The organism is Halomonas sp. V046, from assembly GCF_052645355.1.
Genome location: NZ_JBQXYF010000002.1, coordinates 117,673 through 141,377, shown reverse-complemented (window position 1 = coordinate 141,377; position 23,705 = coordinate 117,673). Strand labels below are relative to the sequence as shown.

The window sequence follows — 23,705 nt, the reverse complement described above, 5'->3', positions numbered from 1 at the left end:
CTGGCCACCATCAGGCGCTAGGCGCCAAAGGCCGGACGAAACGTCACTTCGCCACCCTCAGGCTCGGCGCCGAAGGCGAGCCATTGAACGTAGGCCGGAGGCAGGTCCCCATAGCGCAGCCGGCCATCACCGACGAAGCCGAACCGGTGGTAAAACGCTGGGTCTCCGACCAACACGCACCCTTTCGCCGCCAGGGATTCGAGCCGCGCGATTCCTGCCTCGATCAACAGACGGCCAACCCCTCGACGCTGCCGCTCGGGACTCACGGCAACCGGCCCCAGCCCATACCAGCTGTCCTTCTCCTGGCCGACCGTGACCGGCGAAAACGCGATGTGGCCGACGATCTGAGAGCCCTCCGTGGCGACCAGAGACACGGCGAGATCGCCGTCCGCACGCAAGCCGGCAATGATCGAAGCCTCGGCTCCGTCGCTGTAGGGCACCGCTGCGAACGCCGCCGTCGTGACGTCCGAGATCGCCGGTTCATCGCCCGGCATCTCGTGTCGGATCCGTACTGTCACCGGGTCACCTCCGTCAGACCGTCGAGTCAGGCTACTTAGGCCCCGCACGGCCCAATCGTCGATGGTTCGACGCCGTCTTGCGACTCAGCGGACGCATGGCCGCACCGAGCACCTGATCCGGGCTTTTGCCGCTTATCACAGCGCGCTGGGTGGCCATCATCGACTGGGCGAAGGCGGTCATCTTCTCGCTGACCATGCGCACGTTCTCGTTGGGGGCAACGGACCAGGCGCCTTGCATGCCCATCAAACGCATCGCGATGACCATCTGCGTCTCGACCATCATCCGCGTCAGGTTCATCCCCATCATCCAATAGCCAACCGGAGTTCCGAAGTTGGCCGTGCGGCGTCGCGCCATGGTCAGATTCCTTGCATCAAGAGGCGAAGGTGCCTCTTCGAGCTTAGCAGGCCAATGGCGTGGCGCCGGTTTTTCCCAAGCCGTCCTTCCTGTACGGCACGAATGGGCAGCTCATCACCGCTGGCTGCGATCTTGTCGACCCGGGCCTCGACAACGCCGAGGCGTGCCAGTGGACGCTATCGTGACCCTGTATGAGCGGCCGCTGGACCCGAGCGTCAAGCACCAATGCCGTCTACCGGCAAGCGATAGCAGCGCGCCGCATTGTCATGCAGGATCGCCTGGCGGGCTTGGGGTGCGGCGTCCGCGATGGCCTCTTCCACCATGCATAGCCATTCGCCGTAGCTGGCGTTGAGCCCTGTCACCGGGAAGTTGCTGGCGAACAGACAGCGCGACGGGTCGAAGATGCCGATCGCCTCGCTCAGCACCTCGATGTTCTGCGCCCTGTCCCAGGCCGCCATGGGGCTACCTAGCTCCGACAGCTTGACGACCACCCTGGGATTTTCAGCCAGTCGACACATGCCCCGGCGCCACAGCGCCAACCCGGCCGCGCTGCGGTCCCAGGGCAGCCCCGTGTGGTTGAGGATGACGTCGAGCCCGGGTACCGCCTCCAGGGCCTCGGCAGCGTCTTCCAGATGCCAGGCGGGCACGCGCAGGTCCCAGGATAGCTCGCGCTCGGCCAGCAGATGCAGGCCTCGGGTCCAGGTGGGGTCCTGCAGCGTGCCGGGCTGGCCATGAAGGTCAGCACATTGCTGGGCGTGTCGTACGGTACGCGGCTTGGCCCGTACGCCGCGAAACAGTGCCGAGCGCATCTGACGTTCCAGTTGGGCCTCACAGTCGGGGGTGCCGAAAGCGGCCCAGCCGACCAGCGCCGTCGGCAGCCCGTGGGCCGCCGAGTGGGCCGTCAACCAGTCGGACTCGACTTCTGGCGCCGCGCGCGCCGCTTCGGCTTCGCAGTGCACACTGCCCGCCAGCCGATAGCCTGCTGGCACCAGGGCCTTGAGGTCGGTCGCCAGAAACGGGCGCCGAAAAGCCGAGTAGTCGCCGAGAAAGAAGTCCTCAAGGATCTCGTCCTCGAGCCAGGGGTAGTGCACGCTGCCATCCAGCGCCCAGAGGTGGTGGTGACAGTCGATCAGCGCTTGTGGTTGTTCCATCGGTTGCCTCGCAATAGCAGTCGGTGCGGGCCCCCGCGTGGGGGCCAGGGGTCAGGAGCCCACCATCCAGTACAGCGGTGCGGTGATGATCTGGGGGAAGGCCACGAACAGCAGCAGGATCACCACGTAGGCCAAGGCGAAGGGCATGACACCCGCTACCGCCTTTTCGAACTTGAGCTGGCCGACACTGGTGATGACGTTGAGCACGTTGCCCACCGGCGGCGTGATCAGCCCGATGGCGCAGTTGAGCACAAACATGATGCCGAAATAGACAGGGTCGATCCCTGCCATCTTGACGATAGGCATCAGGATAGGGGTCAACACCAGAATGGTCGGCGTCAGATCCATCACCATGCCGACGACCAGCACCACCGCCATGATCGCCAGCATCAGCAAGCGCGGATCATCGGCCAGCGGCGCCAGCAGATCGGCCACCATCAGCGGCAGTTGGGCGATGCTGATCAGCCAAGACGCCACCGTTGCCGCGGCGATCAGGAACATCACCACCGCGGTGCTGCGTGCCGCCTGGACCAACACCTGATAAAGCTGCGCCAGGCTAAGTTCACGATAGACCAGGGTAGAGACGATAATGGCGTAGACGGCGGCGACCACGCCGGCCTCGGTGGGCGTGAAGATACCGGTCTTGATACCGCCGATGATGATCACCGGCAACATGATCGCCCAGAAGCTCTGGCGCAGGGCCTTAAGACGCTCGCCGCTCGTGGCCTTCTTGGCAACTACCAGGTCTTCCTTACGCGTCATGAATAGCCACATCACCACCAGCGTCACGCCCATGATCAAGCCCGGCACGATCCCCGCGAGAAACAGCTTGGTGATCGAGATACTCCCAGCCACGCCGATGATGATCAGCGGAATCGAGGGCGGAATGATCGGCGCAATGATGCCACCGGCTGCCATCAGCCCCGACGAGCGCCCTAGCGGATAGCCGGCCTCTCGCATCATCGGCAGCAGCATGCTGGCAAGCGCCGCGGTATCGGCCACCGCCGAGCCCGACAGGCTGGCCATGACGATGGCGGCGAAGATGGCGACGAAGCCAAGCCCTCCCTTGCGATGCCCGACCATGCTCATGGCCAGCACCACGATACGCTTGGACAGTCCGCCACGGGACATCACCTCGCCCGCCACCAGGAAGAACGGAATGGCCAGCAAGGTATAGCTGTCTGCGCCGTTGACCAGGTTCTGGGCCAGGATCTGAGAGTCGAACAGGTCCAGGTGCAGCATCAGCACCACGGCGCTGACCAACAGGGCGAAAGCGATCGGCAGGCTCAGGCCGATGGACGCCAGCAACGACGCCAGAAACAGACCAATCGTCATGGCAGCACCTCCACTGTCGGAGTGACCGTCAGCGCCCGTGGCGACACTAGCCGCAGCACCAGCACCAGCGACATCAGCACACCGGCCACCAGACCCGCCAGGTAGAAGACTCCCACCGGAATACCGCTGATCGGCGACAGGTTTTGCCAGTTCAGAACCGTCTGGGCGTAGCTACCCTTGAGCAGCATCAGGCAACACCCCAGCATGGTCAGCGTGACCAGGCGGCCGATCAGAGCCTGCACCGGCGCCGGCATACGATCGGTGAAGGTAGTGACGCTTAGGTGCTCATGGCGCAGCAGACACACCACGGCACCAAGAAATGTCACCCAGACAAACAGGAAGCGAGACAACTCCACGCTGACCGAGATACCGCTGTTGAAGCCATAGCGCAGCACCACATTGGTAAACACCAGCGCGTTCATGGCCACCAGAGCCACGACCATCAGCGCATTGAGCAACGTCTCCAGCACCAGGGCCACGCGGTCGAGCGTCGTCGGAACCCAGTCTGGCGCCTCCGAAGTCGGTACCGTGGAGGCCTGTGTTTGCGCCGTCTTCGAGGCATCGATGGCCTCGGTCGTTGGCCGTTGAGGCGAATGGGGCATGGCAAGAATCCTCTCTCGCTCACCGCGGCGCCGAATGCATCGACGCCGCGGATCGGGTGAATCACCAGGGGCTCGGCACCACCGACTGAGGGTTAGCGCGCGTCTGACAGCGCCAGCTCGAAGCTGGCGACGAAGTCCGCGTCCAGTGCCGAGCGATGTGCTTCGATCACCGGAGCCAAGCGCTCGCGCATGCGCTGACGCTCCTCCGGCGCCACACTGTTGACCTCCATCTTGTCTTCAAGCCCGGCCAGCAGGCTGTCATTGAGCTCGCGGCTGGCCTCGCGCTGATACAGCGTCGCCTCACGGGCTGCCTCTCTCACCGCATCACGCTGGTCAGGATCCAGACGCTGGATAAATTTCCGCGAAGCGATGAGCACCTGGGCGTCGTAGGCATGGGCGGTCTGGGATAGGTAACGCTGCACCTCGAAGAACCGCTTGGAGTCGATCACGGTGTAGGGGTTTTCCTGGCCATCCACTGTGCGCGTCTCCAGCGCCGTGAACAGCTCGTTCACCGGCATGGGAATGGCATTAGCCTCGAGGCCATTAAACATGTCGATGTACAGCTCGTTCTGCATGGTGCGGATCTTGAGCCCTTCGATGTCTTCCACGCTGGTCACCGGGCGGCGACTATTGGTGATATGACGGAACCCGTTCTCCCAAAATTCGAGACCATCGAGGCCCTTGTCGTCGAGGCTAGCCAGCAGGGCTTGTCCCGCCGGTCCATCCAGCACGGCATCGGCATGAGCGCTGTCATCGAACATAAACGGCAGGCTGATGATGCTGAAGTCGGGGTTGAGGCTAGCCAGGGTCGCGGTGGAGGGTGCGGTGAAATCGAGGGTGCCCGCCTGCAGCATCGAGGTCATGTTGACGTCATTACCGAGGATGCCATTGGCGAACACCTGCACCGTCACCTCCCCCCCGGTTTTCTCGGCGACGAGTTCGGCGAACTTGTTGGCGCCGAGGGTCTGGGGGTGGGTATCGGGCAAACTAGTGCCCATACGCGCCTTGACCTCGGCCTGGGCCGTACCGACAACAAGACCAGAACTCAGGCCGATACCGACGCCGAAACAGGCCAGCAGGGCACGAGAGCGAAACCATCGAGATACGAGTTTCATCAGAGTAATCCTTTGTTTTATTTGTGTTTTAAAGATCCTGAGGAGGAGGCGTCACCTGTCATTTTAAAGAGGCATCACCTGCCATTTTAAAGAGGCGTCACCTGCCATTTTAAAGAGGCGTCACCTGCCGTTCTGCGGCCCCCTGCCAAGAGCGACCCTCATCTTGCCGATCATGGTTCAAGGGCCTGCGAAGCATCACTCGGCAACAGGCCATAGCAGCGCACAGCGTTGTCACAGAACAACGCCAAACGCTCTCGCGGCGACAAGCCGGCGCTGAGGGTCTTGAACGCCGTCCACAGCTCGTCGAGGTCCGTGACCAGGCTGTCGACCGGGAAGTTGCTGGCGAACATGCAGCGCTCCGGCCCCATCAGCTCGACAGCCGTCGCGATCAGCTCGCGGTTGTCCTCGATGCGCCAAGGCACCCCGGGCAGGCCGATACCCGACAGCTTGAGCATCACCTGGGGGAACCTTGCCACTTCGCCAAGAGCCCTGCGCCACCCGGCCAGCGTTGCCCGATCGCGGTCACCGGGTACGCCGGCGTGGTTGATCACCACGGCGACACGAGGATGTGCCTCGAGCAAGGGCACAAGCTCGTGCAGGTGCCACCACGGCACCTGCAGTTCAAAGATCAAGCCTTGCCGCTCCAGCGCCTCGACGCCACGCCAGTAGTTCGGACAGGTCAGAGAGCCGGCCAGTCCGTGGTCCGGCCGATAGTCCTCGCGAGCAAGGCTTGCTGGCTTGTGGCGCACGCCCCGAACCCGTGACCAAGAGGCAAGCCTGGCCAGTTGTTCATCGACATCATCGTGGTCGAGCCAAGCCTGGGCGATCATCGCGTTCGGCCAACCACTGGTCGTCGCCAGCTCGTGAATCCAGGCCGCTTCATCTTCTGCGCCCTCGCCATGCCACTCGGCCTCCATGTAGACGCAACCGACGACTCGATGCTCAGCGGTGCACAGCGCCCGGTAGTCGCCGGGCAGGAAGGGCCGGCGGATGGCGCTGTAATCGCCATAGCGAAAGGCAATCATCGGCTCGTCGCACAGCCACGGGTGGTAGTTGCACGTCGGGTCCCAGAAGTGCAGATGGGCATCGATGATCGGCAGATCGCGATCGTCACTGCTATCGAGAAAGCGCTGACGCAGCGACTCCAGCACGCAGCCAAGCCCATCTGACGAAGTTGACGTATACGGCATGCTCAATCTCCCGGCGAGGAGGCGAAGGAGGCGACGCTCATTCGGCAGACGGTCTTGCCGCTTCGATGGCATCGATCAGCTCACTGCCATACTGCTCGGTAAAAGACGCAAGCACGGGGCCGGAAACCACCTCCCGCATCGACTCGCGGTCCGGCGACTCGACGATCTGCATGCCCTGCTCCTTGAGAAAGCCGAGGTCTCCGGCCAGGCGTTCGGCAAGCAGTTCTCGCTCGAAGCGTGCCGCCTCCCGGGCCTCATCGACCAACAGTTGCTGGTGCTCGGCCGAGAGTCCCTCGAATTTGGCCTGATTCATCACCAACGGTGCTGCCGTGTAGGCGTGGGCGGTCAACGACAGGTAGTCCTGGACGTCATAGAAGGCCGCCGAGCGAATCAGGCTGACCGGATTCTCCTGGCCATCTACGGTGCGGGTCTCGAGCGCAGTGAAGAGCTCAGTGAACGGCATGGGTGTGGGGTTGGCCCCGAGTGCCTGGAAGGCCGCGATATGCGCCGGGTTCGGCGTAGTGCGTAGTTTCAGGCCTTCGATATCGCTTGCGGTTTCGACCGCTCGCCGCGAGTTGGTCAGGTTGCGAAAGCCGATTTCCCAGAACGCCAGCCCCTTGAGGTCGTGCTGGCCGAGCATGTCCAGCAGCGACTGTCCGACGTCGCCATCGAGTGCCGCGTAGGCGTGTTCATAATCATCGAACAAGAATGGGAGATCGAGCACGTTGAGCTCACCGACCAGGCCCGTGTAGTAGGGGTTGCCGGTCAGAGCGATATCGATGGTACCACTACGCACCCCCGAGACGATGGCGGTATCGCTACCGAGTTGGCCGCTCGGAAAGAGGCGCACCTTGATCTCGCCATTGCTGCCGGCCTCGACGCGCTCGGCGAAGTGCTCGGCAGCCTTATGTTGGGCATCCTCCACCGGATGGGTATGAGCGAAGGTCAACTGGGTCGCCGCCGACGCTGACCACGGAGCAAGCAGCAGCATGGCGCCGAGGGCCATCCCCTGCGGAATACCGGCGATGGCCCGGGAGCGTGCCGTGGCGGCGCGGCCAATCGAACAGACAGTTGAGCGGACATAGGGGCTTATCATTATTTTTTCCTCTAGCGGAAGTAGCCATGCCCTGCTCTTCCCGAGCCGGGCAAGGCGGACCTGGCGATCAGATCGCCGTGACCCGACACTCGTCGGAGCCTGCACCCTCTTCCTGAGTCAGCGGATTGCGCAGTGCGCGGCCGAAGGCCGGTAATTCGATCTCGAAGCGATCGCCCTCTTCCACCCGAATGCCATCGGCGAAGCTCAAGGTGGCGGTGCCGAAGAAGTGCACGTGGACGTCGCCGGGGCGACGGAAGCCCGCGTACTTGAAGTGGTGGTGCTCGAGGTTGGCGATGCTGTGGGACATGTTCGCTTCGCCGGTCAAAAACGCCTTTTCCCAGCGCGTCTCGCCCTGGCGGGTAATGCGGCTCACGCCTTCCAGGTGATCGGGCAGTTCTCCGATGACGAGTTCGGGACCGAAGCTGCAGGGCCTCAACTTGGAGTGGGCCAGCCACAGATAGTTATGGCGCTCGGTCACGTGGTCCGAGAATTCGTTGCCGATGGCGAAACCGACCCGCCATGGCCGACCGTCCTGGCCGATCAGGTAGAGTCCGACCAGCTCCGGCTCTTCCCCGGCATCCTCGGCAAAGGACGGCGACGACAGCGGCGACTCCGGCGCCACCACCCAGCTGCCATCGCCCTTGTAGAACCATTCCGGCTGGGTGCCGATACCACCGTCCTCGGGCTTGCCGCCCTCCACGCCGAGCCGAAACATGCGCATCGAGTCGGTGAGTTCCTGCTCGTCGCTGTCTTCTAGCTTGGCGTGCATGGCGCTACGGGCGTCGGCGCTGCCCAGATGGGTCAGGCCGGTGCCGGTGATCAGACAATGGGCCGCGTCGGGGTGGGTCAGCGGCGGTAACAGGCGCTGCTCGTCGACCAGCGGCTGATAATCGATCAGCTCGTCATCGAGTCGCATCTCGATAACCGCCGCGAGCGACTGGTCGCTGTCGATGGCGATCTGGGCAAGCGCATAGAGGCCGCCCTCGACGCGGATCGGGCGCACGGTATCGTGGCCTTCGACCAGGGCCACCCGCAGCATGCCCTCGTGCAAATACTGAATCACGCGCATGGCGATCTCACTCGATGATGGTGAACTGGTCGAAATAGGCGTCGTTGAGTTCCAACCCTAGCCCCGGCTGATCATCGTCCAGGTCGAGGAAGCCATCGACCGGCTCGGGATCTCCCTTGAACAGGTAATAGAACAGCTCGTTGCCGATTTCGACGTCGTGAACCGGGAAGAACTCCGCCATCGGCGAGGCCAGCGTCGACATGGTCAGGTGATAGTTGTGCATCTGTCCGGCGTGGGGAATCACCGGCACGCTGAAGGACTCGGCGATGGCGTTGATCTTGCGCGCGGCCGTGATGCCGCCGACCCGGTTGGTGTCGTACTGCACCACCGACACCGCACGCTTCTCGAGCAGCTGGCGAAAGCCATAGTGGGTGAACTCGTGTTCACCGCCGGAGATCGGGATGCTGGTCAACGCATTGAGCTCGGCGTAGCCATCGATGTCATCGGCCAGTACCGGCTCTTCGAGCCAGCGCGGCTCGAAGCGCTCGAGCTTTGGCAAGATGCGCTTGGTGTACTCCAGGTTCCAGCCCATGTAGCACTCGAGCATCAGGTCGATATCCTCGCCGATGACTTCGCGTACCGCGGCGACGCTATCAAGATTCTTGCGCACGCCGTCGGGGCCATCCTTGGGACCGTAGCCGAAGCGCATCTTCATCGCCTTGAAGCCCTGGTCGAGATAGGACTGGGCCTCGCGCTGCATCTCGCCAAGGTCGGTGCGGTAGAGCTTGGACGCGTAGCAGGGAATCTTCTCCTTGGTACGCCCGCCGAGCAGCTTGAAGACCGGCTTGCCGACGGCCTTGCCCATCAGATCCCAGATCGCGATATCGACGCCGGAGATCGCCGCCATGCCGATGCCCTTGCGGCCCCAGGCGTGGGTCGAGCGGTACATGCGCTGCCACAGATACTCGTAGTCGAAGGGGTCCTGCCCCATCACCAGTGGCGCCAGATACTGATCGATAATGGCCTTGGCGATGCGCGGGGCCAGCGCCACGTTGCCCAGTCCAACGAGGCCGGTGTCGGTCTCCACCTCGACCGTGGTCCAGCCATGAAAGCGAAAGGTGCCCATGGAGTCGCCCTTGTCCCACAGCTCATCCATGGCGTTGGCGCAAAAATGCGCCTGCGGCGCCACGGTGTGGCCGTTCCACTCGAATACGCGGGTGCGAACCTTGGTGATCTTCATCGTGTCAGTTTCCTAAAGGTCGTTATCGTTATTCGCCTATCGGCCGGGCGCGCTCGTCGAGCACGCGGTATGGAGGCCCATTTACTGCGAACACATGGCCTTGACCAGGTTGAAGGCGTTGCGCGTCGGGGGCAGGTTGGCCTTGCCCTGACCGGCGATATCGAAGGCGGTACCGTGGGCCGGGGAGCCCACCGGCATCGGCAGGCCGCCGAGGATGGTCACGCCGCGATCGAAGCCGAGCATCTTGATGGCGATCTGGCCCTGGTCGTGGAACATCGTGACCACGGCGTCGAGCTCACCGTCGCGGGCCTTGAGGAAGATGGTATCGGCAGGATAGGGGCCGACGATGGGATAGCCCTGAGCCCGGCATTTTTCCACCGCAGGAGCGATGATCTCGACTTCCTCGCGACCACAGGTGCCGCCTTCTCCCGCGTGGGGGTTGAAGCCCGCCACCCCGACCCGAGGCTCGGCGAAACCGGCCTTCTTCAGGGTGTCGTAGATCAGGCTGGCGGCGGCAATGATGCGCTCTTCCGTCACGTAGCTGTGGGCGTCCTTGAGCGGAATATGCGATGAGATTCGCGACGTCCACAGAGTGCCAAGGGTGTTGAATTCACTGAAAAATGTCGTCACTCCCAGTTTCTCGACGAACCAGTGCAGTTCGTCCTCGTGGCCCAGTCCGCCGAGCTTCATGGCGTACTTGTTGAGCGGAGCGAAGCAGATGCCGTCGACCTCGCCAGCCTTGTTGGCCTCGATGCAGCGGCCGAGCACCGCCAGCACCGAGGCACCACCGGCGGCGTTGGCCTCGGCGTAGCGCACCTGATCGGGGGACACGGTGTCCATTGCCAGAAACACCGGGCAGTCATGCTGGCGAGCCTCGCTGAAGCTTGCCACCTCGGGCAGCTCGAGGGAGGTCCCCGCCACGCGCTGGCCCTCGTCCCACAGCCAGCGATCACCGATCAGCACGGTATGGGTGTCCTTGACGGCGTCGTTCTCGGCCAAGAGCTTGGCGACGAGTTCCGGACCGATGCCGGCGGGATCCCCGAGGGTCAGGGCGATAACGGGACGATTAGCACTCATGTTCGATTCCTTACGTAATGGTTTGAATCAGCCGTAGAAGACATTGACGAGGCTCATCGGGATCGCCGGGACGTAGGTCACCAGCATCAGCACCACAAAGAGCACGAAGATCATCGGTAGATTGACCTTGGTGGTCGCCCACATGTCGGTCTTGGCGATAGAGCAGGACGTCGCCAGCACCGAGGCCACCGGCGGGGTCTGCTGACCGATAGCGAGATTCAGGGTCAGGATCAGGCCGAAGTGAATCGGATCGATGCCGATCTGCTGGACCAGCGGCATGACGATGGGAACCACCAGAATGATCGCCGCGGCTCCGTGCAAGAACATGCCGAGCAACAGCAGCAGGATGTTGAGCAGCGCCAGCACCGCGACGGGGTCGCTGGTGATGGCGGTGATCTCACGCGCCAGTTGCTGGGGCAGTTGCATCTCGGTCAGAAACAGGCCAAGCACCGCGGACGTGGCCACCAGCAGCATCACCACCGCCGTCTGGATAACACCCTCGATCACCGCACGGTAGAGAATCTTGAGATTCAGCTCGCGATAGACCAGGCCACCGATCAACAGCGCCGCCAGCACCGCGATGCCGGCGCCTTCGGTCGCGGTGACGAACCCCCCGAAGATGCCGCCGAGGATGATCACCGGCAGCAACAGCGCCCAGAACGCCTCCTTGAACGCCTTGCCGAGCCGCGCCAGGGAAAAGGCCTCTTCCCGCGGCAGGTCGTACTTCACCGCGTAGTAGTAGCAGGCCAGCGCCAGGCCGATGCCGCCGAGAATGCCGGGAATGATGCCCGCCACGAACAGCTTGACGATGGAGGTATCGGCGATGGCGCCGTAGAGAATCATCGACAATGACGGCGGGATGATGATCGCCAGCGACGCCGACGATGAGGTGATGGCCGCCGAGAAATTGGGGTCGTACTTGCGCCGCTTCATCTCCGGAATCAGTACCGAACCGGTGGCGGCCACGTCGGCCACCGCCGAGCCCGAGATTTCGGCGAAGAACATCGACACCCCGACATTGACCATCGCAAGCCCACCGCGCACGAAGCCGACCATGGCCGAGACCAGGTTGATCAGGCGCAGGGAGATCCCGGAGGTGTTCATCAAGGCGCCGGCGAAGATAAACAGTGGAATGGCAATCAGCGGAAACTTGGTGGCGCCGTTGAACAGCGTCAGCGGCACATTGACCAGGGCATCGACGCCCATGTAGACCACCACGCCGACAACACCGACGGTACCGATGGCGACCGCGATGGGCACATTGATCAACACCAGGGCAAACAGCGCAGCGATCACGATCAAAAGCGTCATGTGCGATGCTCCTTGAGATCTTGTTCGGCGATGCGAATCGCCTCTTCGATGGCTTCCTCTTCGCTATCGACGCCGGCGCGCATCTTGCGCCAGGCCAGCGGCAGGCTGAGCAACTCGCACAGGATGAATAGCGCTGCGCTGATCGGAATCACCGACTGGGTGACGTCCAGCCCCACCGACGGCAGCGCCACCAGGCTGTCCCAGGCCAGTACCTCGAGGACCCGATAGCCGTACCAGCCGACCACCAGGAAGAAGCCGATGACGATCAGTTCCGAGACCGCAAACAGCGCACTTCTAAGGCCCGCCGGCGCCCTCGCGACCAGGCCCGGGAAGCCCATATGGGCACGCTTGAGCGCTGCCAGGCTGGCGCCGTAGAAGCTCAGCCAGGCGAGGTTGATCGAGGCCACTTCGTCATACCAGGGAAGCGCCCCACCGAAGGTCCTGAGCGCCACCGCCGCCAGCACGATCACGGTCAGCGCCAGCAACAGGCCGACGGTGAAGACCTCGAGCAGGCGTTCGAGGGGGACGCGAAGACGGTCCAGGGAATTCATGCAGATAGCCTCATGGTTGGGGGATCCCGACACGCAGGAGGTGGGCGATGAGGGCGACGCCGTAGCCGACGCTGAGACCGACGCTGAGACCGACGCTAAGAGGGGCGCCGCCGTGGCGCCCGTCTGAGTGGTCATCGCGCTCACTCCTCGGCCAGCGCCATGGCGCGATCGACCAGTTCCTGGCCGTTGTCGACCTTCTCGGCAAAGGCGGTGTAGACCGGAGCGCTTGCCTCGACGAAGGCGGCACGGTCGACGCTATTCACCGCCATGCCCCCCTCTTCCAGGGTCGACACCAGCTCGTTGTCGAGCTCCAGGCCCTTGGCCAGGGCCCAGGTCTGGGTCTCGGCGGCGACTTCCGCGATGGCGCTCTGGACCTCTTCCGGGAGCGATGCCCAGCCGCTGGAGCCGGCGGTCAGCCAGATCGGCGAATAGACATGATTCGACAGCGACAGGTAATCCTGGACCTCCTGGAACTTGGCGCCATCGATGTTGGAGAGCGGGTTCTCCTGGCCGTCGACGACACCGGTCTGCAGCGCCACGAAGACCTCGGAAAACGCCATCGGGGTGGGATTGGCGCCCCAGGTATTGAACATCAGGGTGCGCCATTCGCTCTGAGGAGTACGCAGCTTCAGTCCATCGAGATCCGCGGGCACATCGATGGGACGCTCGTTATTGCTGATCTGACGGAAGCCGTTCTCCCAGGTGGAAACGATGTGCAGGCCCTTGTCCTCGGCATCGTCGGCCAGATCGGTCATCACGATCTGTTCATCGATGCGCTTGAGGTGGTCGCGATCCTTGACCAGAAACGGCATATCGAACAAGGCAAAGCTCGGCGCCACCGACGACATGATCGAAGAAATCGCCGCCAGGTCTACGGTGCCCAGACGCATCTTCTGAATCAGCTGGCGCTCATCGCCGAGTTGGCCGCTGTGGTAGTACTCGACCTGATGGGCGTCACCGAGGCGCTCCTGCAAGGCATCGGCGAAGTGCTGGGACGTCAGGCCCTGCAAGCTTCCGGGCGGGCCGCCGATGGCGAAGACGATCTTGTCGGCCTGGGCCACACTGGAAGCCATGGCCAACACCAGGGCGGAGAGGGCGAGCGTGCGCTTTTTCATGGAGGTTCTCCTGTGTCGTTGTTATAGCGGCGAACTGGGTTGCCCTTTTTCGAGGGGGGGCTCTCGGCACTACCAGCCAGGATGCCGCTGGCGACATTCGGCTGGACGCCTAGCTGGTCTAGTGGTTGGCCTACCAGACCAGTTGGAGTAAGATCTAGGCAGTAGAGTCCAGACCAGTCAACTGAATCGGCAAAAAATTAGACCTTTGTCTGAGAAAAAGAGACAGTTGTCGAAACAGATGTTGGTGATTCTCATCTTCTGGTCTAGCATTCATACCAGTCAGGCAACGGAGAATCCTCATGGAAAGCTCGGCTTTCGCCTTCGAGAAAACGCTGAAGAACAAGACCAAGAAAGACATTCTGGCCGACAAGCTGGTGGGGATGATTCTGGATGGTCTACTGCGCGACGGCGACGAGTTGCCCAGCGAGCGCGATCTGGCGCAGCTGTTCGGCGTCAGCCGGGAAACCGTGCGTGGCGCCATCTCTCAGGTCGGTGGGTATGGACTGATCAGCGTGTCCCATGGCAGCAAGACGCGCATTCGCGCCGGCGACGAAGATCTGAAGGCCTTCCGCCGCTACCACGCTCGAGGCGACAGCCATGAGGTCAACCACTTCGATATCGACAGCGTGTTCGAGAGCCGCATCGTGGTCGAAGCCGCCATCGCGCGCCGCGCCGCGATCAATATCGATGATGACGGCATCGGCAAACTCGAACGCCTGCTCGAGGCCCAGGCCGACATGTTCCATGCCCCGGTGCCCTTCCAGCTGTCGGACCAGAACTTCCACAAGCTGATCTCGGAGTACGCCAACAACGAGATCCTGGCCGGCTACTGTGAGGAGCTGTACGCCTACGGCCTGAAGGTTCGCCGTCAGGTAATGCTGCAGGAAGGCGCCATCGAGCACAGCTACCGAGAGCACGTGCATATTGTCGAGGCGCTGAAGCGCCGCGACCCGGACGCCGCCGAGCGCGCCATGCTCGCCCACCTGGACAGCGTCTATCGCACCACCCGGGCCAAGCTGGGTACGTCGGCGACGTAAGAGAACGATCGCTCCGGCTAGTCGCCTTCATCACCCGATCGACCACGCGGGCCGCCGGCTGCGTTGAGTTGCGCCCTCGACGGACACGCATCATCGCCATGTGCGCTTCGGCATCACCAGGTCGTCTCGCCATTCTGCGCCGTGGCGAGCAGTCCCGCCTCGTGACACCAACGCCTGCCTTCTTGACCTGGCGCAACGCTTCACGCCACCCGACAAAGGCACCTGTCGAGAGGTCTTCGCAAGCCCCTGCCCCGCCTACTCGGCAATATACTGGTTGCGATGAACAATATTGTCCCCTGAACCATTACAAGAAAATATTCGTATAAAAACGCATTAAAAACTCTTAATTTGAGAACAACACCCACCCACCAAAAACGAAGAATAACTTTGTGCTAAAAAGACAACACCCGCCTTCTCATGATGTTAGATAGTCGACAATTATCGTAAATTTTCCTGGCAGCATGCCCTCTGAATTAAAGAGGGATTCAATCATCAAAAGGCAGGGAACGCTATCATGATCAATCTGCAGTGGGGACTACGCTTTCTGGCAATGCTCGCCGTGGGGTTATTGGCCGGCTGCGCAACGAATCAGCCCCCGGTCGCCATGGACCAGAATTTCTGGAACGAGAAGAATGACACCATCGGCGTCGCCATGGACGAAACACCCACACCAAGCGTCCGGATGGTGGGGCAGCAGGGCTTTCTGGACATTGCCTTCAATAACGCCATGGCAGAAGAGCTCAAGGCCAAGGTCGCCACCTGGGATGCGAGCAGCATGGACGGACTCAAGGAAAGAGTCGTCAGTGACCTCGAGCAACAGGGGTTTTCTGTCGTCACCATACAAAAGCCGTTCAACTACAACGACTACGAAAAGAATCGTGGAGCGAAAGAGGGGTATCTCGAGATAGACGTGACGCCGCTCAAGCAGCGCTACAATATCGACAAGCTGATTATTTTGTCATCCAGCGCCGGTACATCTCGCTCCTACTACGGCATGATACCGACGAGTGATCCCGTAGCCCTTTCCAGCGTTTCCACCGTCGTTGTCGACCTGGACGACAACCGCCTGGTCTATTTCGAACCGACCCAGGTTATCAAACCTGCCAGCGGTGATTGGGACGAGGCCCCGGACTACCCCAATCTGACCAACGCGTTCTACCAGGCGCTTGATGAGTCACAGCAGATCACCCTGGCCCCCTTTATCGCCCACCACCTGTCAAGCAACTGAGCATGGGTAGCCATCCGCTCTCGACGCCCCACCGGCTGCTCGCCACGCTGCTGTTGCTGGTGCTAGCCAGCGGCTGTTCCACGACTCGCTCGCTGTCTCCGATGCGGACTGGCGACCTGAATCAAGCGCTTGCTCAGGGCACCAGCCTGCGTATCGAGGAGTCAGAACTGGGGTGGCTAAGCGCCGCGTCTCGTCTCGACGGCGATGCCCTGATCCGCGCCGGAGAGCGGGCCTCACTGGGCATGAGCAGTGCCCTCCAGGGGGCCGCCAACAGTGGTGCTGGCGCCAGCAGCGTCCTCGCGGGGGCGGCGATTGGCTCAGCGCTGGCCGCCGGCACAGGACCCACCGCGGCAGAGCAGGCAGCACTCGAGGAGGCCCGACGACGGGTCGAACCGCTGCGTGCGGCCTTGAGTGCTTACGACTGGCAAGATTTCTATCGCTCGCGCTTCGAAAGCTCCCTCGCCGATGCCGGGTTTCGCCTGGCACCCGATGGCGAAACCACGCTGTGGATCAAGCCCTGGCTGCGCTTCAGCGCTGACCTTTCGAGCCTGCGCCTGGTAACGGAGGCCAGGCTGGGCCGGGGCTCGACGCTGCTGTATGCCGGACGAATAGAATCCTTCGCCACGCCGCAGATCTGTACCGAGTGCACTCGAATCTGGACCCAAGATAACGCCGCCACCTTGCGCGCTGCCGCGCAGGAAAGCGTCATCGATACGGCAACGCTGCTGGCCAAGGACTGGCAGACGCCATCACTGGCAGCAAGGGCCGGGGCCGAAAGCACCCTGCGCTATCCGCTGGGCGACTACCGTCATGTGGAGCGGGGTCGACCGGTCACCGTCGACACTCAGAGGTCGGTGTATCTCGACTTGCACGGCTGGATCAAGTCCATGCCGGTCGGCATAGCGCCGTTGTCTGCGTCAGGCTCAGGCGCCGCTGGCTAGGTCACCGGAGACAGACGCAGGGAGAAGCCCAACCAACAAGGCCCGCCCGGTAATCCATGTCACGGGGCGGGCCTTGTCGGGAGAAGGTCTGAGGGCTCGCCAGGAGCGTGCCGTGGCCAGACGCCCGGGCGCCAGCGTCAGTGAGCGCTCACATGTCTCCGAAACGCTGCTGTAGAAGCGTCAGTGCCACCACCGGCGCCGTTTCGGTACGCAAGATTCGCGGCCCCAGGGTCAGGGCGGCGAAACCAGCAGCCTCGGCACCCTCGATCTCGCGAGGCGAAAGCCCGCCCTCGGGGCCGATCAGCACGCTGGCCGCGGTGACGCTTTCGACCCGCTCGAGAATGCCCGGGGTGCCGGGGTGCAGCACCAGGCGTAGGGGCTCCTCGCGGGCGGCGAGCCAGTCGCCGAGCACCATGGGGGCATGTACGACGGGCACGCTGGCTCGGCCACACTGCTCACAGGCACTCACCGCCACGGCCTGCCAATGAGCCAGCTTCTTGGCCTCGCGCTCGCCCTTGAGGCGCACGTCACCGTGCTCGGTGTACAGCGGCGTGATCGCGGCGACGCCCAGCTCGACGGATTTCTGGATGGCGTAGTCCATGCGGTCGCCCTTGGAGATCGCCTGGCCGAGGTGCACCGCGAGCGTCGATTCGGCGCGCCCGGCGCGGACCTCGATGACCCGCGCCATCACCTGCTTGCGCTCGACCTCGACCAGCTCGGCGGCGGCTTCGCAGCCCTGACCATCGAACAGGGTCAGGGCGTCACCCACCTTGAGCCGCAACACGCGACCAACATGACGCGCCGGCCCCTCTGGCAGAACGACGTCGCCGCCGGCGACAAGCGCGGCGGCGACGTGGATGCGAGGACCGGTAAAGGCCACGGCCATCAGTGAGAGGTCTGGGCCTGCTCGCCCGAGGCGGCTTCGCCCTGGGCCTGCTCACCTTGCGCCTGCTCGGCGGCACGCCGCTTCTTCTGGGCGTAGAGCGCCTCGAAGTTGACCGGCGCCAGCATCAGCGGCGGGAAACCACCGCGATTGACCAGGTTGTCGATGCACTCGCGGGCATAGGGGAACAGCACGTTGGGGCAGAAGGCACCCAGGGTGTGATCCAACTGGTCGCCTTCGATGCCGGCGATGCGGAACAGGCCAGCCTGCTCGATCTCGGCCAGGAAGCAGGTGGTGCCGGACTCGCTGTGGGTGACCTGAGCGGTGACCTTGATGACGACCTCGAACATGTCCTCGCCGACTTTCGCGCTGCGGGTGTCCAGGTCGAGGCCGACCTTGGGCTTGAACGGCTGGCCGAAGACGCTGGGCGAGTTGGGCGCCTCGAATGAGATATCCTTGACGTAGATGCGCTGCAGGGAGAACTGCAGTTGCGGCTTCTCCTGCTCTCCGGCCGCCTGGGCGCCGGCGTTCTGGTTGTTGTCTTCCGCCATGGTAGAAAATCCTTGGGTCGATGTAGATAAAGGACGAATATTTAGGGGTCTTGGCGTTGGTGAGCGCTGACTTTCAAGCGCTTACCGTATGTGGCTCACTTCTTCACCACGGGCAAGCTGTCGGCCTGCCACTGGGTCATGCCGCCCTTGAGCTTGAGCACGCGCTCGAAGCCGGCCTTGACCAGCTTGGCGTGAACGGCACCGGCGCTCTGGCCATGCTTGCAGACCACGATGATGGGCGTCGACTTGAACTTGTCGAGCTCATTGAGACGGCTGTCGATGCTGCTCTGCGGGATGTTGCGGGCGCCTGCGATATGGCCCGCCTTGAAGTCGTTCTTGTCGCGAATATCCACGATTACCGCATCTTCGCGGTTGATCAGCGTGGTCGCTTCGCTGGCGGTGACGCCGCCGGTGTTGGCGCTGCGCAGTTCGTAGATGAGCCAGGCGGTCAGCACCACAGCAAAGGCGGCCACCAGAAGCGGGTGATTCTGCACAAATTCGAACAGCTGATCGATCATGGGGTCGGCAAACTCTCGTCGGGTGCTGAAATAACGGGTCGGGCCGCCGCGGCCTTGGTCGCGGCGAGCGTTCCACTCCGGGCGCCTAGTATACACGACATGGCATAAACGAGCGGGTCAAGCCCGCCCCGAAAGTCAGCCGAAGCGACCGACGCTGCCAGGAGCCGATGGCGAGCAATGACGCTTGGCGCCGCCGTGCGATATGATGCCGCAAGCAGACGCGACTCGCGACCCTACTCGCGACGCGCCTGGACGACCAGGCACCAGCGTTAACCCATGACACCCCAGGACATCCCGTGCGCGGCAAGAGGCTCCTTTCTCCCGCCGCGCCGGTATCGCCAGGACCGCATCGCCCCCGTACCCGAGGGCAGGGCGATGCCAGGGTCCTCACCAGGCGAGGGAGAAGGATGCCGGGCGACGTCACTCTGACCTAGAGGCCCCTAACAATGCCGGATACTGCGAAGGCTCCGCGCCCCGTGGCGCTGATCATCCTCGATGGCTACGGCCACAACGAGGACGCGACCTCCAACGCCATCGTCGCCGCCGACACTCCGAACATGGACACGCTGTGGCAACAGCGCCCGCACACCCTGATTCATACCGATGGCCGCTACGTGGGCCTGCCGGACGGCCAGATGGGCAATTCCGAGGTCGGCCACATGAACCTCGGCGCCGGGCGCATCGTCTATCAGGACTTCACCCGCATCACCAAAGCCATCGAAGACGGCGAGCTGGCCACCAACGCCACCCTCACCGCACCTATCGATGCCGCCGTGGCGGCCGGCAAGGCCGTTCATCTGCTGGGGCTGCTGTCACCGGGCGGCGTGCACAGCCATGAAGACCACCTGATCGCGGTGGCCGAGCTGGCCGCTTCACGCGGCGCCAAGAAGATCTATCTGCACGGATTCCTCGATGGCCGCGACACCGCACCGAAGAGCGCCGAGGCCTCGATTCAGCGCGCCGACGCGGCCCTGGCCAATCTGGTGGGCGCGGAGAACGGTTTCGTTGCCTCGATCATCGGCCGCTATTTCGCCATGGATCGTGACAACCGCTGGGACCGCGTCGAGAAAGCCTATCGCGTGATCAGCGAAGGGGCCGGCGAGCATGTCGCCGCCAGCGCCGCGGAAGGCCTCAAGGCCGCCTACGAGCGTGGCGAGACCGATGAATTCGTCGCCGCCACCAGCATTCGTCCCGACGGCCAGGCCGTGCCCCTGGCCGATGGCGACGCGGCGCTGTTTCTCAATTTCCGCGCCGACCGCGCCCGAGAGCTGACCCGCGCCTTCACCGAGCCTGACTTTCAGGGCTTCACCCGCTCGGCCACGCCGACGCTTGCCGCCGACGGCCTGGTGATGCTGACCCAGTATGCCGCCGACATCCCGGCGCCGTCCGCCTTTCCCCCGGTGGAGCTGCACAATACCCTGGGCGAGGTCATGGAGCAGCGCGGCCTGACGCAGCTTAGGATCGCCGAGACCGAGAAGTATGCCCACGTGACCTTCTTCTTTTCCGGCGGTCGCGAGGAAGAGTTCGACGGCGAGACTCGGCTGCTGGTGCCCTCCCCCCAGGACGTCAAGACCTACGACGAGAAGCCGGAAATGAGCGCTTTCGAGCTCACCGACCGGTTGGTCGAGGCGATCGACGCGGGCAGCTTCGACCTGATCGTGTGCAACTACGCCAACGGTGACATGGTCGGCCACACCGGCGACTTCAACGCCGCCAAGGCCGCCATCGAGGCGGTCGACAAGTGCGTCGGCCGTGTCGTCGAGGCCATCGAGCGCGCCGGAGGCTCATGCCTGGTCACCGCCGACCACGGCAACGCCGAGCAGATGGTGCACCCGGTGACGGGCAACCCCCAGACCGCCCACACCACCTTCCCGGTGCCGCTGATCTACATCGGCAAGCCAAGCGCCCGCCTCAAGGACGACGGCCGCCTGTGCGACCTGGCGCCGACCCTGCTGACCATGATGGGCCAGGAGGTGCCAAGCGACATGACCGGCGAGGTGCTGATCTCGCTGTCGTGAGTGTCCTTCGCCGCCTTATCCAGGCCAGTGCTACCGGTCACACGCCTGAAGCCAGCCCGCCCCCGCCCAGCCGGGGTCGGGGGTTTCGGGCACGCCGCGGCCTGAGTGACACGCCGAACGAGGATGCTCAGACCCGGCCCCCCCGCCCGGCGCACGACCGTGCTCACAGCCGCCGTCACGGCCCGGCGAGGCGCCTTGCCCGCTGTCTCGCCCTGGCCTCGGGGCTATGGGCCGGTGGCGTGACCGCGGCCTGGGCGGCCCCCAGCGAGAACGAGGCACAGGCCCGGCTCGATGCCATCGGTCAGGACATTCAATCCGCGAGCCAGTCACTTGCCACCACGGGCGACGCCCGGGACGAGGCCAGTGCGGCCCTGCGGGAAGTCGAGACAGAGCTTGCCGACACGCACCAGCGGCTGGACGAGTTGCAAGGCGAGCGCCGCGAGCTGGCCCAGCAGGTCGCCGAGCTGGAAGACCGGCGCGCCGCTATGCAGGCAGAACGCAGCGCCCAACGTGAAGCGCTCGGCCGCCAGCTGGACGCCCTCTACCGCCTCGGGTCGACGCCACAGCTGAAGCTTCTGCTGAATCAGAACGATCCCGCTCACCTCGACCGCATGCAGGCCTACTTGAACGTGCTTGCCGAGGCGCGCAATGCTCGCCTCGACGCCCTGGCCGAGCTCGATCGACGCCTGGTGGACAACCGCCGCGAGCTCGACTCACGCGGTGAGCGCCTCACCACCCTGGCCGATGAGCTCGAAGAACGCAGCCAGACGCTGGCCCAGCAGTCTCACCAGCGTCAGACGCTGGTCGCCGATCTGGATCAGCGCTATGACAGCGAGGCCTCGCGCCTGGAAACGCTGAACCAGGACCGCGCCCATGCCGAGCGTGTGCTGCGCGAGGTCCAGGAGGCCATGGCGCGACTCTCCGAACCGCCTCCTTCCACCGCCATCGAGCGCACCCGGGGGGACCTTCCCTGGCCGGTGCAGGGCATGATGGTGTCGCGCTACCAGCAGTCCCGCGGGGTGCACAAGAACGGTATCCTCATCCAGGCCCCTGCCGGCACCGCCGTCGCGGCGGTGCACGCCGGCCGAGTCGTGTTCGCCGACTGGATGCGCGGCTTCGGCAATCTGCTGATCATCGACCACGGCGATCAGGTCATGACGCTGTATGCCCATCTGCAACAATTCGACGTCTCGGTGGGCAGCCGAATAGCCAGCGGACAGCCCCTCGGCCGGGTCGGTGTCAGCGGCGGACGCGACACGCCGGGGCTGTATTTCGAGGTTCGCCGGCGTGGCGACCCGATCAACCCGCAAAGCTGGATCGCACGCCGCTAGACGCGGATCGTCGACCGCCGACCGCCAGTGGCGCGCGAGCCATCCGCACAGGACAACGCACGACACAGGTCATCGAACGCAACTGCCGGTTTTTCGCCCGCAGAGCGCGGCCACCATTTTCAACGTTCACAGCCTCAGGCTATGCTGGAGGCCTTGACCAACGCGACGCGGAGTCAGCATGCCCAACCCCCTAGCCGCTCCTCCCGGGCCCCTGAGACGTCAATCGGCGGCGCTGCTACTGTGCCTGACGCTGCCCTTCGCCATCGCCTGGCCGGCAACGGCGGGGGCGCAGTCCGCCGGCATCTACGACGACTTGCCGGTGTCCGAGATCCAGGCCTTCTCGGAGGTATTCGAGCGTATCAAGCGGGGCTACGTCGAGGAGGTGGATGACGCCACCCTGCTCAAGAATGCCATGCGCGGCATGCTCAGCGAGCTCGACCCGCACTCGAGCTATCTCGACAGCGACGCCTACGACAGTCTGCGCGAAACCACTCAAGGCGAATTCGGCGGCATCGGCATCGAGGTCGGCCTGGAAGACGGCCAGCTCACCGTCATTACCCCGATCGACGATACCCCGGCCGAACGCGCCGGCCTGCGTGCCAGGGATGCCATTCTGCGCATCGACGAGACACCGACCGACCGCATGTCACTGCAAGAAGCGGTGGACATGATGCGAGGCGAGCCAGGCTCATCTATCGAGTTGACGGTCATCAGCGCCGGCGACGGCGCGCCGCGCACGGTGACCCTCGCTCGCGAGATCATCCGCACCGAGAGCGTCAAGAGCGAGCTGCTGTCGCCGGGCTACGGCTACCTGCGGGTCAGCCAGTTCCAGTCCCGCACCGGTGACCAGGTCCTGTCGGCCCTCGCTGAGCTCACCGAAGACGGCCCGCTGTCCGGCCTCGTGCTGGACCTGCGCAACAACCCCGGCGGCGTGCTGCAGGCCGCCGTGGACGTGGCCGATGCGTTTCTCGACAGCGGTCTGATCGTGTACACCGATGGACGCCTGGCCGACAGCAAGATGAGCTTTTCCGCCAGTCGCCGCACCGCCGCGCCGGACGTGCCCCTGGTGATTCTGGTCAACGGCGGCAGCGCCTCCGCCGCGGAGATCGTCGCCGGTGCGCTGCAGGACCAGCGCCGTGGGGTGGTGATGGGTACCGAAAGCTTCGGCAAGGGGTCGGTGCAGCAGATCATGCCGCTCGGCAATGGCGAGGGCCTGAAGCTGACCACGGCGCTGTACTACACGCCCAATGGGCGCTCGATCCAGGCGCAAGGCATCGAACCCGACGTCGAGGTGGTGCGTGGCCGCCTGGAAGTCGCCGAGACCAGCGGCCTGCGCGTCCGCGAGGCCGATCTCGAAGGTCACCTGGGCGGCGACGAGGAAGCGACGGCGATGTCGCGCAATGAGCGGCTGGCCGACGACTACCAGCTCGGCGAGGCCCTGAACCTGCTCAAGGCCCTCAACGTGATCAGCCAGCGCGACCCGCGCTAGCCGTCGCCGAGGCTGCACCGTCCTTCCGGGTCAGTTGGCCTTAC

23 protein-coding genes are annotated in these 23,705 nt (G+C 63.9%); 6 read left to right on the top strand and 17 right to left on the bottom strand.

Going from position 1 to position 23,705, the window contains the following annotated elements; all coding sequences use genetic code 11:
• Window positions 1-17 precede the first annotated feature (17 nt).
• The 14 genes from ACUN9Y_RS03055 to ACUN9Y_RS02990 form a co-directional block, all read right to left on the bottom strand.
• Window positions 18-518: a GNAT family N-acetyltransferase gene (locus ACUN9Y_RS03055; RefSeq protein WP_445459206.1), complete on the bottom strand. Its 501-nt coding sequence runs from the start codon at window positions 516-518 to the stop codon at window positions 18-20.
• A gap of 31 nt (window positions 519-549) precedes the next feature.
• Window positions 550-873 carry a hypothetical protein gene (locus ACUN9Y_RS03050; RefSeq protein ID WP_445459205.1) on the bottom strand — a complete coding sequence of 108 codons (324 nt, stop codon included), beginning with the start codon at window positions 871-873 and terminating at the stop codon, window positions 550-552.
• 215 nt (window positions 874-1,088) lie between these two features.
• Entirely contained in the window at window positions 1,089-2,024 is a 936-nt protein-coding gene (locus ACUN9Y_RS03045) for an amidohydrolase family protein (RefSeq protein WP_445459204.1), read from the bottom strand.
• A gap of 51 nt (window positions 2,025-2,075) precedes the next feature.
• Entirely contained in the window at window positions 2,076-3,359 is a 1,284-nt protein-coding gene (locus ACUN9Y_RS03040; RefSeq protein ID WP_445459203.1) for a TRAP transporter large permease subunit, read from the bottom strand.
• Window positions 3,356-3,961, bottom strand: a complete 606-nt coding sequence (locus ACUN9Y_RS03035) for a TRAP transporter small permease (protein WP_445459202.1) — start codon at window positions 3,959-3,961, stop codon at window positions 3,356-3,358. Before ACUN9Y_RS03035 ends, ACUN9Y_RS03040 begins: the two co-directional genes overlap by 4 nt.
• Window positions 3,962-4,053: 92 nt before the next feature.
• On the bottom strand, window positions 4,054-5,076 hold the full coding sequence (locus ACUN9Y_RS03030; protein WP_445459201.1) for a TRAP transporter substrate-binding protein: 1,023 nt from the start codon (window positions 5,074-5,076) through the stop codon (window positions 4,054-4,056).
• A 170-nt stretch (window positions 5,077-5,246) separates the two neighbouring features.
• Complete coding sequence (locus ACUN9Y_RS03025) at window positions 5,247-6,266, bottom strand: amidohydrolase family protein (RefSeq protein WP_445459200.1); 1,020 nt, start codon at window positions 6,264-6,266, stop codon at window positions 5,247-5,249.
• Window positions 6,267-6,303: 37 nt separating this feature from the next.
• Window positions 6,304-7,362: a TRAP transporter substrate-binding protein gene (locus ACUN9Y_RS03020; protein ID WP_445459199.1), complete on the bottom strand. Its 1,059-nt coding sequence runs from the start codon at window positions 7,360-7,362 to the stop codon at window positions 6,304-6,306.
• Window positions 7,363-7,429: 67 nt separating this feature from the next.
• The gene (gene araD1, locus ACUN9Y_RS03015) at window positions 7,430-8,431 is read right to left on the bottom strand and encodes an AraD1 family protein (protein WP_445459198.1); all 1,002 of its coding nucleotides are present in this window, start codon (window positions 8,429-8,431) and stop codon (window positions 7,430-7,432) included.
• Between the two features lie 7 nt (window positions 8,432-8,438).
• Entirely contained in the window at window positions 8,439-9,611 is a 1,173-nt protein-coding gene (locus ACUN9Y_RS03010; protein WP_445459197.1) for an L-rhamnonate dehydratase, read from the bottom strand.
• A gap of 81 nt (window positions 9,612-9,692) precedes the next feature.
• A complete protein-coding gene (locus ACUN9Y_RS03005) occupies window positions 9,693-10,688 on the bottom strand; it encodes a 4-hydroxythreonine-4-phosphate dehydrogenase PdxA (protein ID WP_445459196.1) in 996 nt (331 codons plus the stop codon).
• Window positions 10,689-10,715: 27 nt separating this feature from the next.
• Window positions 10,716-11,999 (bottom strand): TRAP transporter large permease, encoded by a 1,284-nt coding sequence (locus ACUN9Y_RS03000; RefSeq protein ID WP_445459195.1) that lies wholly within the window; start codon window positions 11,997-11,999, stop codon window positions 10,716-10,718.
• Window positions 11,996-12,550: a TRAP transporter small permease gene (locus ACUN9Y_RS02995; RefSeq protein ID WP_445459194.1), complete on the bottom strand. Its 555-nt coding sequence runs from the start codon at window positions 12,548-12,550 to the stop codon at window positions 11,996-11,998. Before ACUN9Y_RS02995 ends, ACUN9Y_RS03000 begins: the two co-directional genes overlap by 4 nt.
• A 140-nt stretch (window positions 12,551-12,690) precedes the next feature.
• Complete coding sequence (locus ACUN9Y_RS02990; RefSeq protein ID WP_445459193.1) at window positions 12,691-13,665, bottom strand: TRAP transporter substrate-binding protein; 975 nt, start codon at window positions 13,663-13,665, stop codon at window positions 12,691-12,693.
• A 299-nt stretch (window positions 13,666-13,964) separates the two neighbouring features.
• Here ACUN9Y_RS02990 and ACUN9Y_RS02985 point away from each other — a divergent pair, with 299 nt between their 5' ends.
• The 3 genes from ACUN9Y_RS02985 to ACUN9Y_RS02975 all read left to right on the top strand — a co-directional run bounded on the left by ACUN9Y_RS02985 (window position 13,965) and on the right by ACUN9Y_RS02975 (window position 16,871).
• The gene (locus ACUN9Y_RS02985) at window positions 13,965-14,702 is read left to right on the top strand and encodes a FadR/GntR family transcriptional regulator (RefSeq protein ID WP_445459192.1); all 738 of its coding nucleotides are present in this window, start codon (window positions 13,965-13,967) and stop codon (window positions 14,700-14,702) included.
• Window positions 14,703-15,216: 514 nt separating this feature from the next.
• On the top strand, window positions 15,217-15,930 hold the full coding sequence (locus tag ACUN9Y_RS02980) for a hypothetical protein (RefSeq protein ID WP_445459191.1): 714 nt from the start codon (window positions 15,217-15,219) through the stop codon (window positions 15,928-15,930).
• 2 nt (window positions 15,931-15,932) lie between these two features.
• Entirely contained in the window at window positions 15,933-16,871 is a 939-nt protein-coding gene (locus tag ACUN9Y_RS02975) for a hypothetical protein (protein ID WP_445459190.1), read from the top strand.
• A gap of 148 nt (window positions 16,872-17,019) precedes the next feature.
• On the opposite strand, the gene ACUN9Y_RS02970 is transcribed toward ACUN9Y_RS02975, so the two are convergent.
• The 3 genes from ACUN9Y_RS02970 to ACUN9Y_RS02960 all read right to left on the bottom strand — a co-directional run bounded on the left by ACUN9Y_RS02970 (window position 17,020) and on the right by ACUN9Y_RS02960 (window position 18,823).
• The gene (locus ACUN9Y_RS02970; RefSeq protein WP_445459189.1) at window positions 17,020-17,757 is read right to left on the bottom strand and encodes a 16S rRNA (uracil(1498)-N(3))-methyltransferase; all 738 of its coding nucleotides are present in this window, start codon (window positions 17,755-17,757) and stop codon (window positions 17,020-17,022) included.
• A complete protein-coding gene (gene secB, locus ACUN9Y_RS02965; RefSeq protein ID WP_445459188.1) occupies window positions 17,757-18,305 on the bottom strand; it encodes a protein-export chaperone SecB in 549 nt (182 codons plus the stop codon). The genes ACUN9Y_RS02970 and secB overlap by 1 nt, the downstream gene beginning before the upstream one ends.
• Window positions 18,306-18,400: 95 nt before the next feature.
• The gene (locus ACUN9Y_RS02960) at window positions 18,401-18,823 is read right to left on the bottom strand and encodes a rhodanese-like domain-containing protein (RefSeq protein ID WP_445459187.1); all 423 of its coding nucleotides are present in this window, start codon (window positions 18,821-18,823) and stop codon (window positions 18,401-18,403) included.
• A gap of 446 nt (window positions 18,824-19,269) precedes the next feature.
• Here ACUN9Y_RS02960 and gpmI point away from each other — a divergent pair, with 446 nt between their 5' ends.
• From gpmI to ACUN9Y_RS02945, 3 genes are all read left to right on the top strand, one after another.
• Window positions 19,270-20,841 (top strand): 2,3-bisphosphoglycerate-independent phosphoglycerate mutase, encoded by a 1,572-nt coding sequence (gene gpmI, locus ACUN9Y_RS02955; RefSeq protein WP_445459186.1) that lies wholly within the window; start codon window positions 19,270-19,272, stop codon window positions 20,839-20,841.
• Between the two features lie 239 nt (window positions 20,842-21,080).
• Complete coding sequence (locus ACUN9Y_RS02950) at window positions 21,081-22,172, top strand: murein hydrolase activator EnvC family protein (RefSeq protein ID WP_445459185.1); 1,092 nt, start codon at window positions 21,081-21,083, stop codon at window positions 22,170-22,172.
• A 178-nt stretch (window positions 22,173-22,350) separates the two neighbouring features.
• A complete protein-coding gene (locus tag ACUN9Y_RS02945) occupies window positions 22,351-23,661 on the top strand; it encodes a S41 family peptidase (protein ID WP_445459184.1) in 1,311 nt (436 codons plus the stop codon).
• The last annotated feature ends 44 nt before the right edge of the window (window positions 23,662-23,705 follow it).

What these genes read in the sequence shown, in the direction of transcription:
- ACUN9Y_RS03050 (WP_445459205.1), bottom strand. Translation starts at nt 873, where the DNA reads ATGGCGCGACGCCGCACGGCCAACTTCGGAACTCCGGTTGGCTATTGG.
- ACUN9Y_RS03045 (WP_445459204.1), bottom strand. Translation starts at nt 2,024, where the DNA reads ATGGAACAACCACAAGCGCTGATCGACTGTCACCACCACCTCTGGGCG.
- ACUN9Y_RS03040 (WP_445459203.1), bottom strand. Translation starts at nt 3,359, where the DNA reads ATGACGATTGGTCTGTTTCTGGCGTCGTTGCTGGCGTCCATCGGCCTG.
- ACUN9Y_RS03035 (WP_445459202.1), bottom strand. Translation starts at nt 3,961, where the DNA reads ATGCCCCATTCGCCTCAACGGCCAACGACCGAGGCCATCGATGCCTCG.
- ACUN9Y_RS03030 (WP_445459201.1), bottom strand. Translation starts at nt 5,076, where the DNA reads ATGAAACTCGTATCTCGATGGTTTCGCTCTCGTGCCCTGCTGGCCTGT.
- ACUN9Y_RS03025 (WP_445459200.1), bottom strand. Translation starts at nt 6,266, where the DNA reads ATGCCGTATACGTCAACTTCGTCAGATGGGCTTGGCTGCGTGCTGGAG.
- ACUN9Y_RS03020 (WP_445459199.1), bottom strand. Translation starts at nt 7,362, where the DNA reads ATGATAAGCCCCTATGTCCGCTCAACTGTCTGTTCGATTGGCCGCGCC.
- araD1 (WP_445459198.1), bottom strand. Translation starts at nt 8,431, where the DNA reads ATGCGCGTGATTCAGTATTTGCACGAGGGCATGCTGCGGGTGGCCCTG.
- ACUN9Y_RS03010 (WP_445459197.1), bottom strand. Translation starts at nt 9,611, where the DNA reads ATGAAGATCACCAAGGTTCGCACCCGCGTATTCGAGTGGAACGGCCAC.
- ACUN9Y_RS03005 (WP_445459196.1), bottom strand. Translation starts at nt 10,688, where the DNA reads ATGAGTGCTAATCGTCCCGTTATCGCCCTGACCCTCGGGGATCCCGCC.
- ACUN9Y_RS03000 (WP_445459195.1), bottom strand. Translation starts at nt 11,999, where the DNA reads ATGACGCTTTTGATCGTGATCGCTGCGCTGTTTGCCCTGGTGTTGATC.
- ACUN9Y_RS02995 (WP_445459194.1), bottom strand. Translation starts at nt 12,550, where the DNA reads ATGAATTCCCTGGACCGTCTTCGCGTCCCCCTCGAACGCCTGCTCGAG.
- ACUN9Y_RS02990 (WP_445459193.1), bottom strand. Translation starts at nt 13,665, where the DNA reads ATGAAAAAGCGCACGCTCGCCCTCTCCGCCCTGGTGTTGGCCATGGCT.
- ACUN9Y_RS02985 (WP_445459192.1), top strand. Translation starts at nt 13,965, where the DNA reads ATGGAAAGCTCGGCTTTCGCCTTCGAGAAAACGCTGAAGAACAAGACC.
- ACUN9Y_RS02980 (WP_445459191.1), top strand. Translation starts at nt 15,217, where the DNA reads ATGATCAATCTGCAGTGGGGACTACGCTTTCTGGCAATGCTCGCCGTG.
- ACUN9Y_RS02975 (WP_445459190.1), top strand. Translation starts at nt 15,933, where the DNA reads ATGGGTAGCCATCCGCTCTCGACGCCCCACCGGCTGCTCGCCACGCTG.
- ACUN9Y_RS02970 (WP_445459189.1), bottom strand. Translation starts at nt 17,757, where the DNA reads ATGGCCGTGGCCTTTACCGGTCCTCGCATCCACGTCGCCGCCGCGCTT.
- secB (WP_445459188.1), bottom strand. Translation starts at nt 18,305, where the DNA reads ATGGCGGAAGACAACAACCAGAACGCCGGCGCCCAGGCGGCCGGAGAG.
- ACUN9Y_RS02960 (WP_445459187.1), bottom strand. Translation starts at nt 18,823, where the DNA reads ATGATCGATCAGCTGTTCGAATTTGTGCAGAATCACCCGCTTCTGGTG.
- gpmI (WP_445459186.1), top strand. Translation starts at nt 19,270, where the DNA reads ATGCCGGATACTGCGAAGGCTCCGCGCCCCGTGGCGCTGATCATCCTC.
- ACUN9Y_RS02945 (WP_445459184.1), top strand. Translation starts at nt 22,351, where the DNA reads ATGCCCAACCCCCTAGCCGCTCCTCCCGGGCCCCTGAGACGTCAATCG.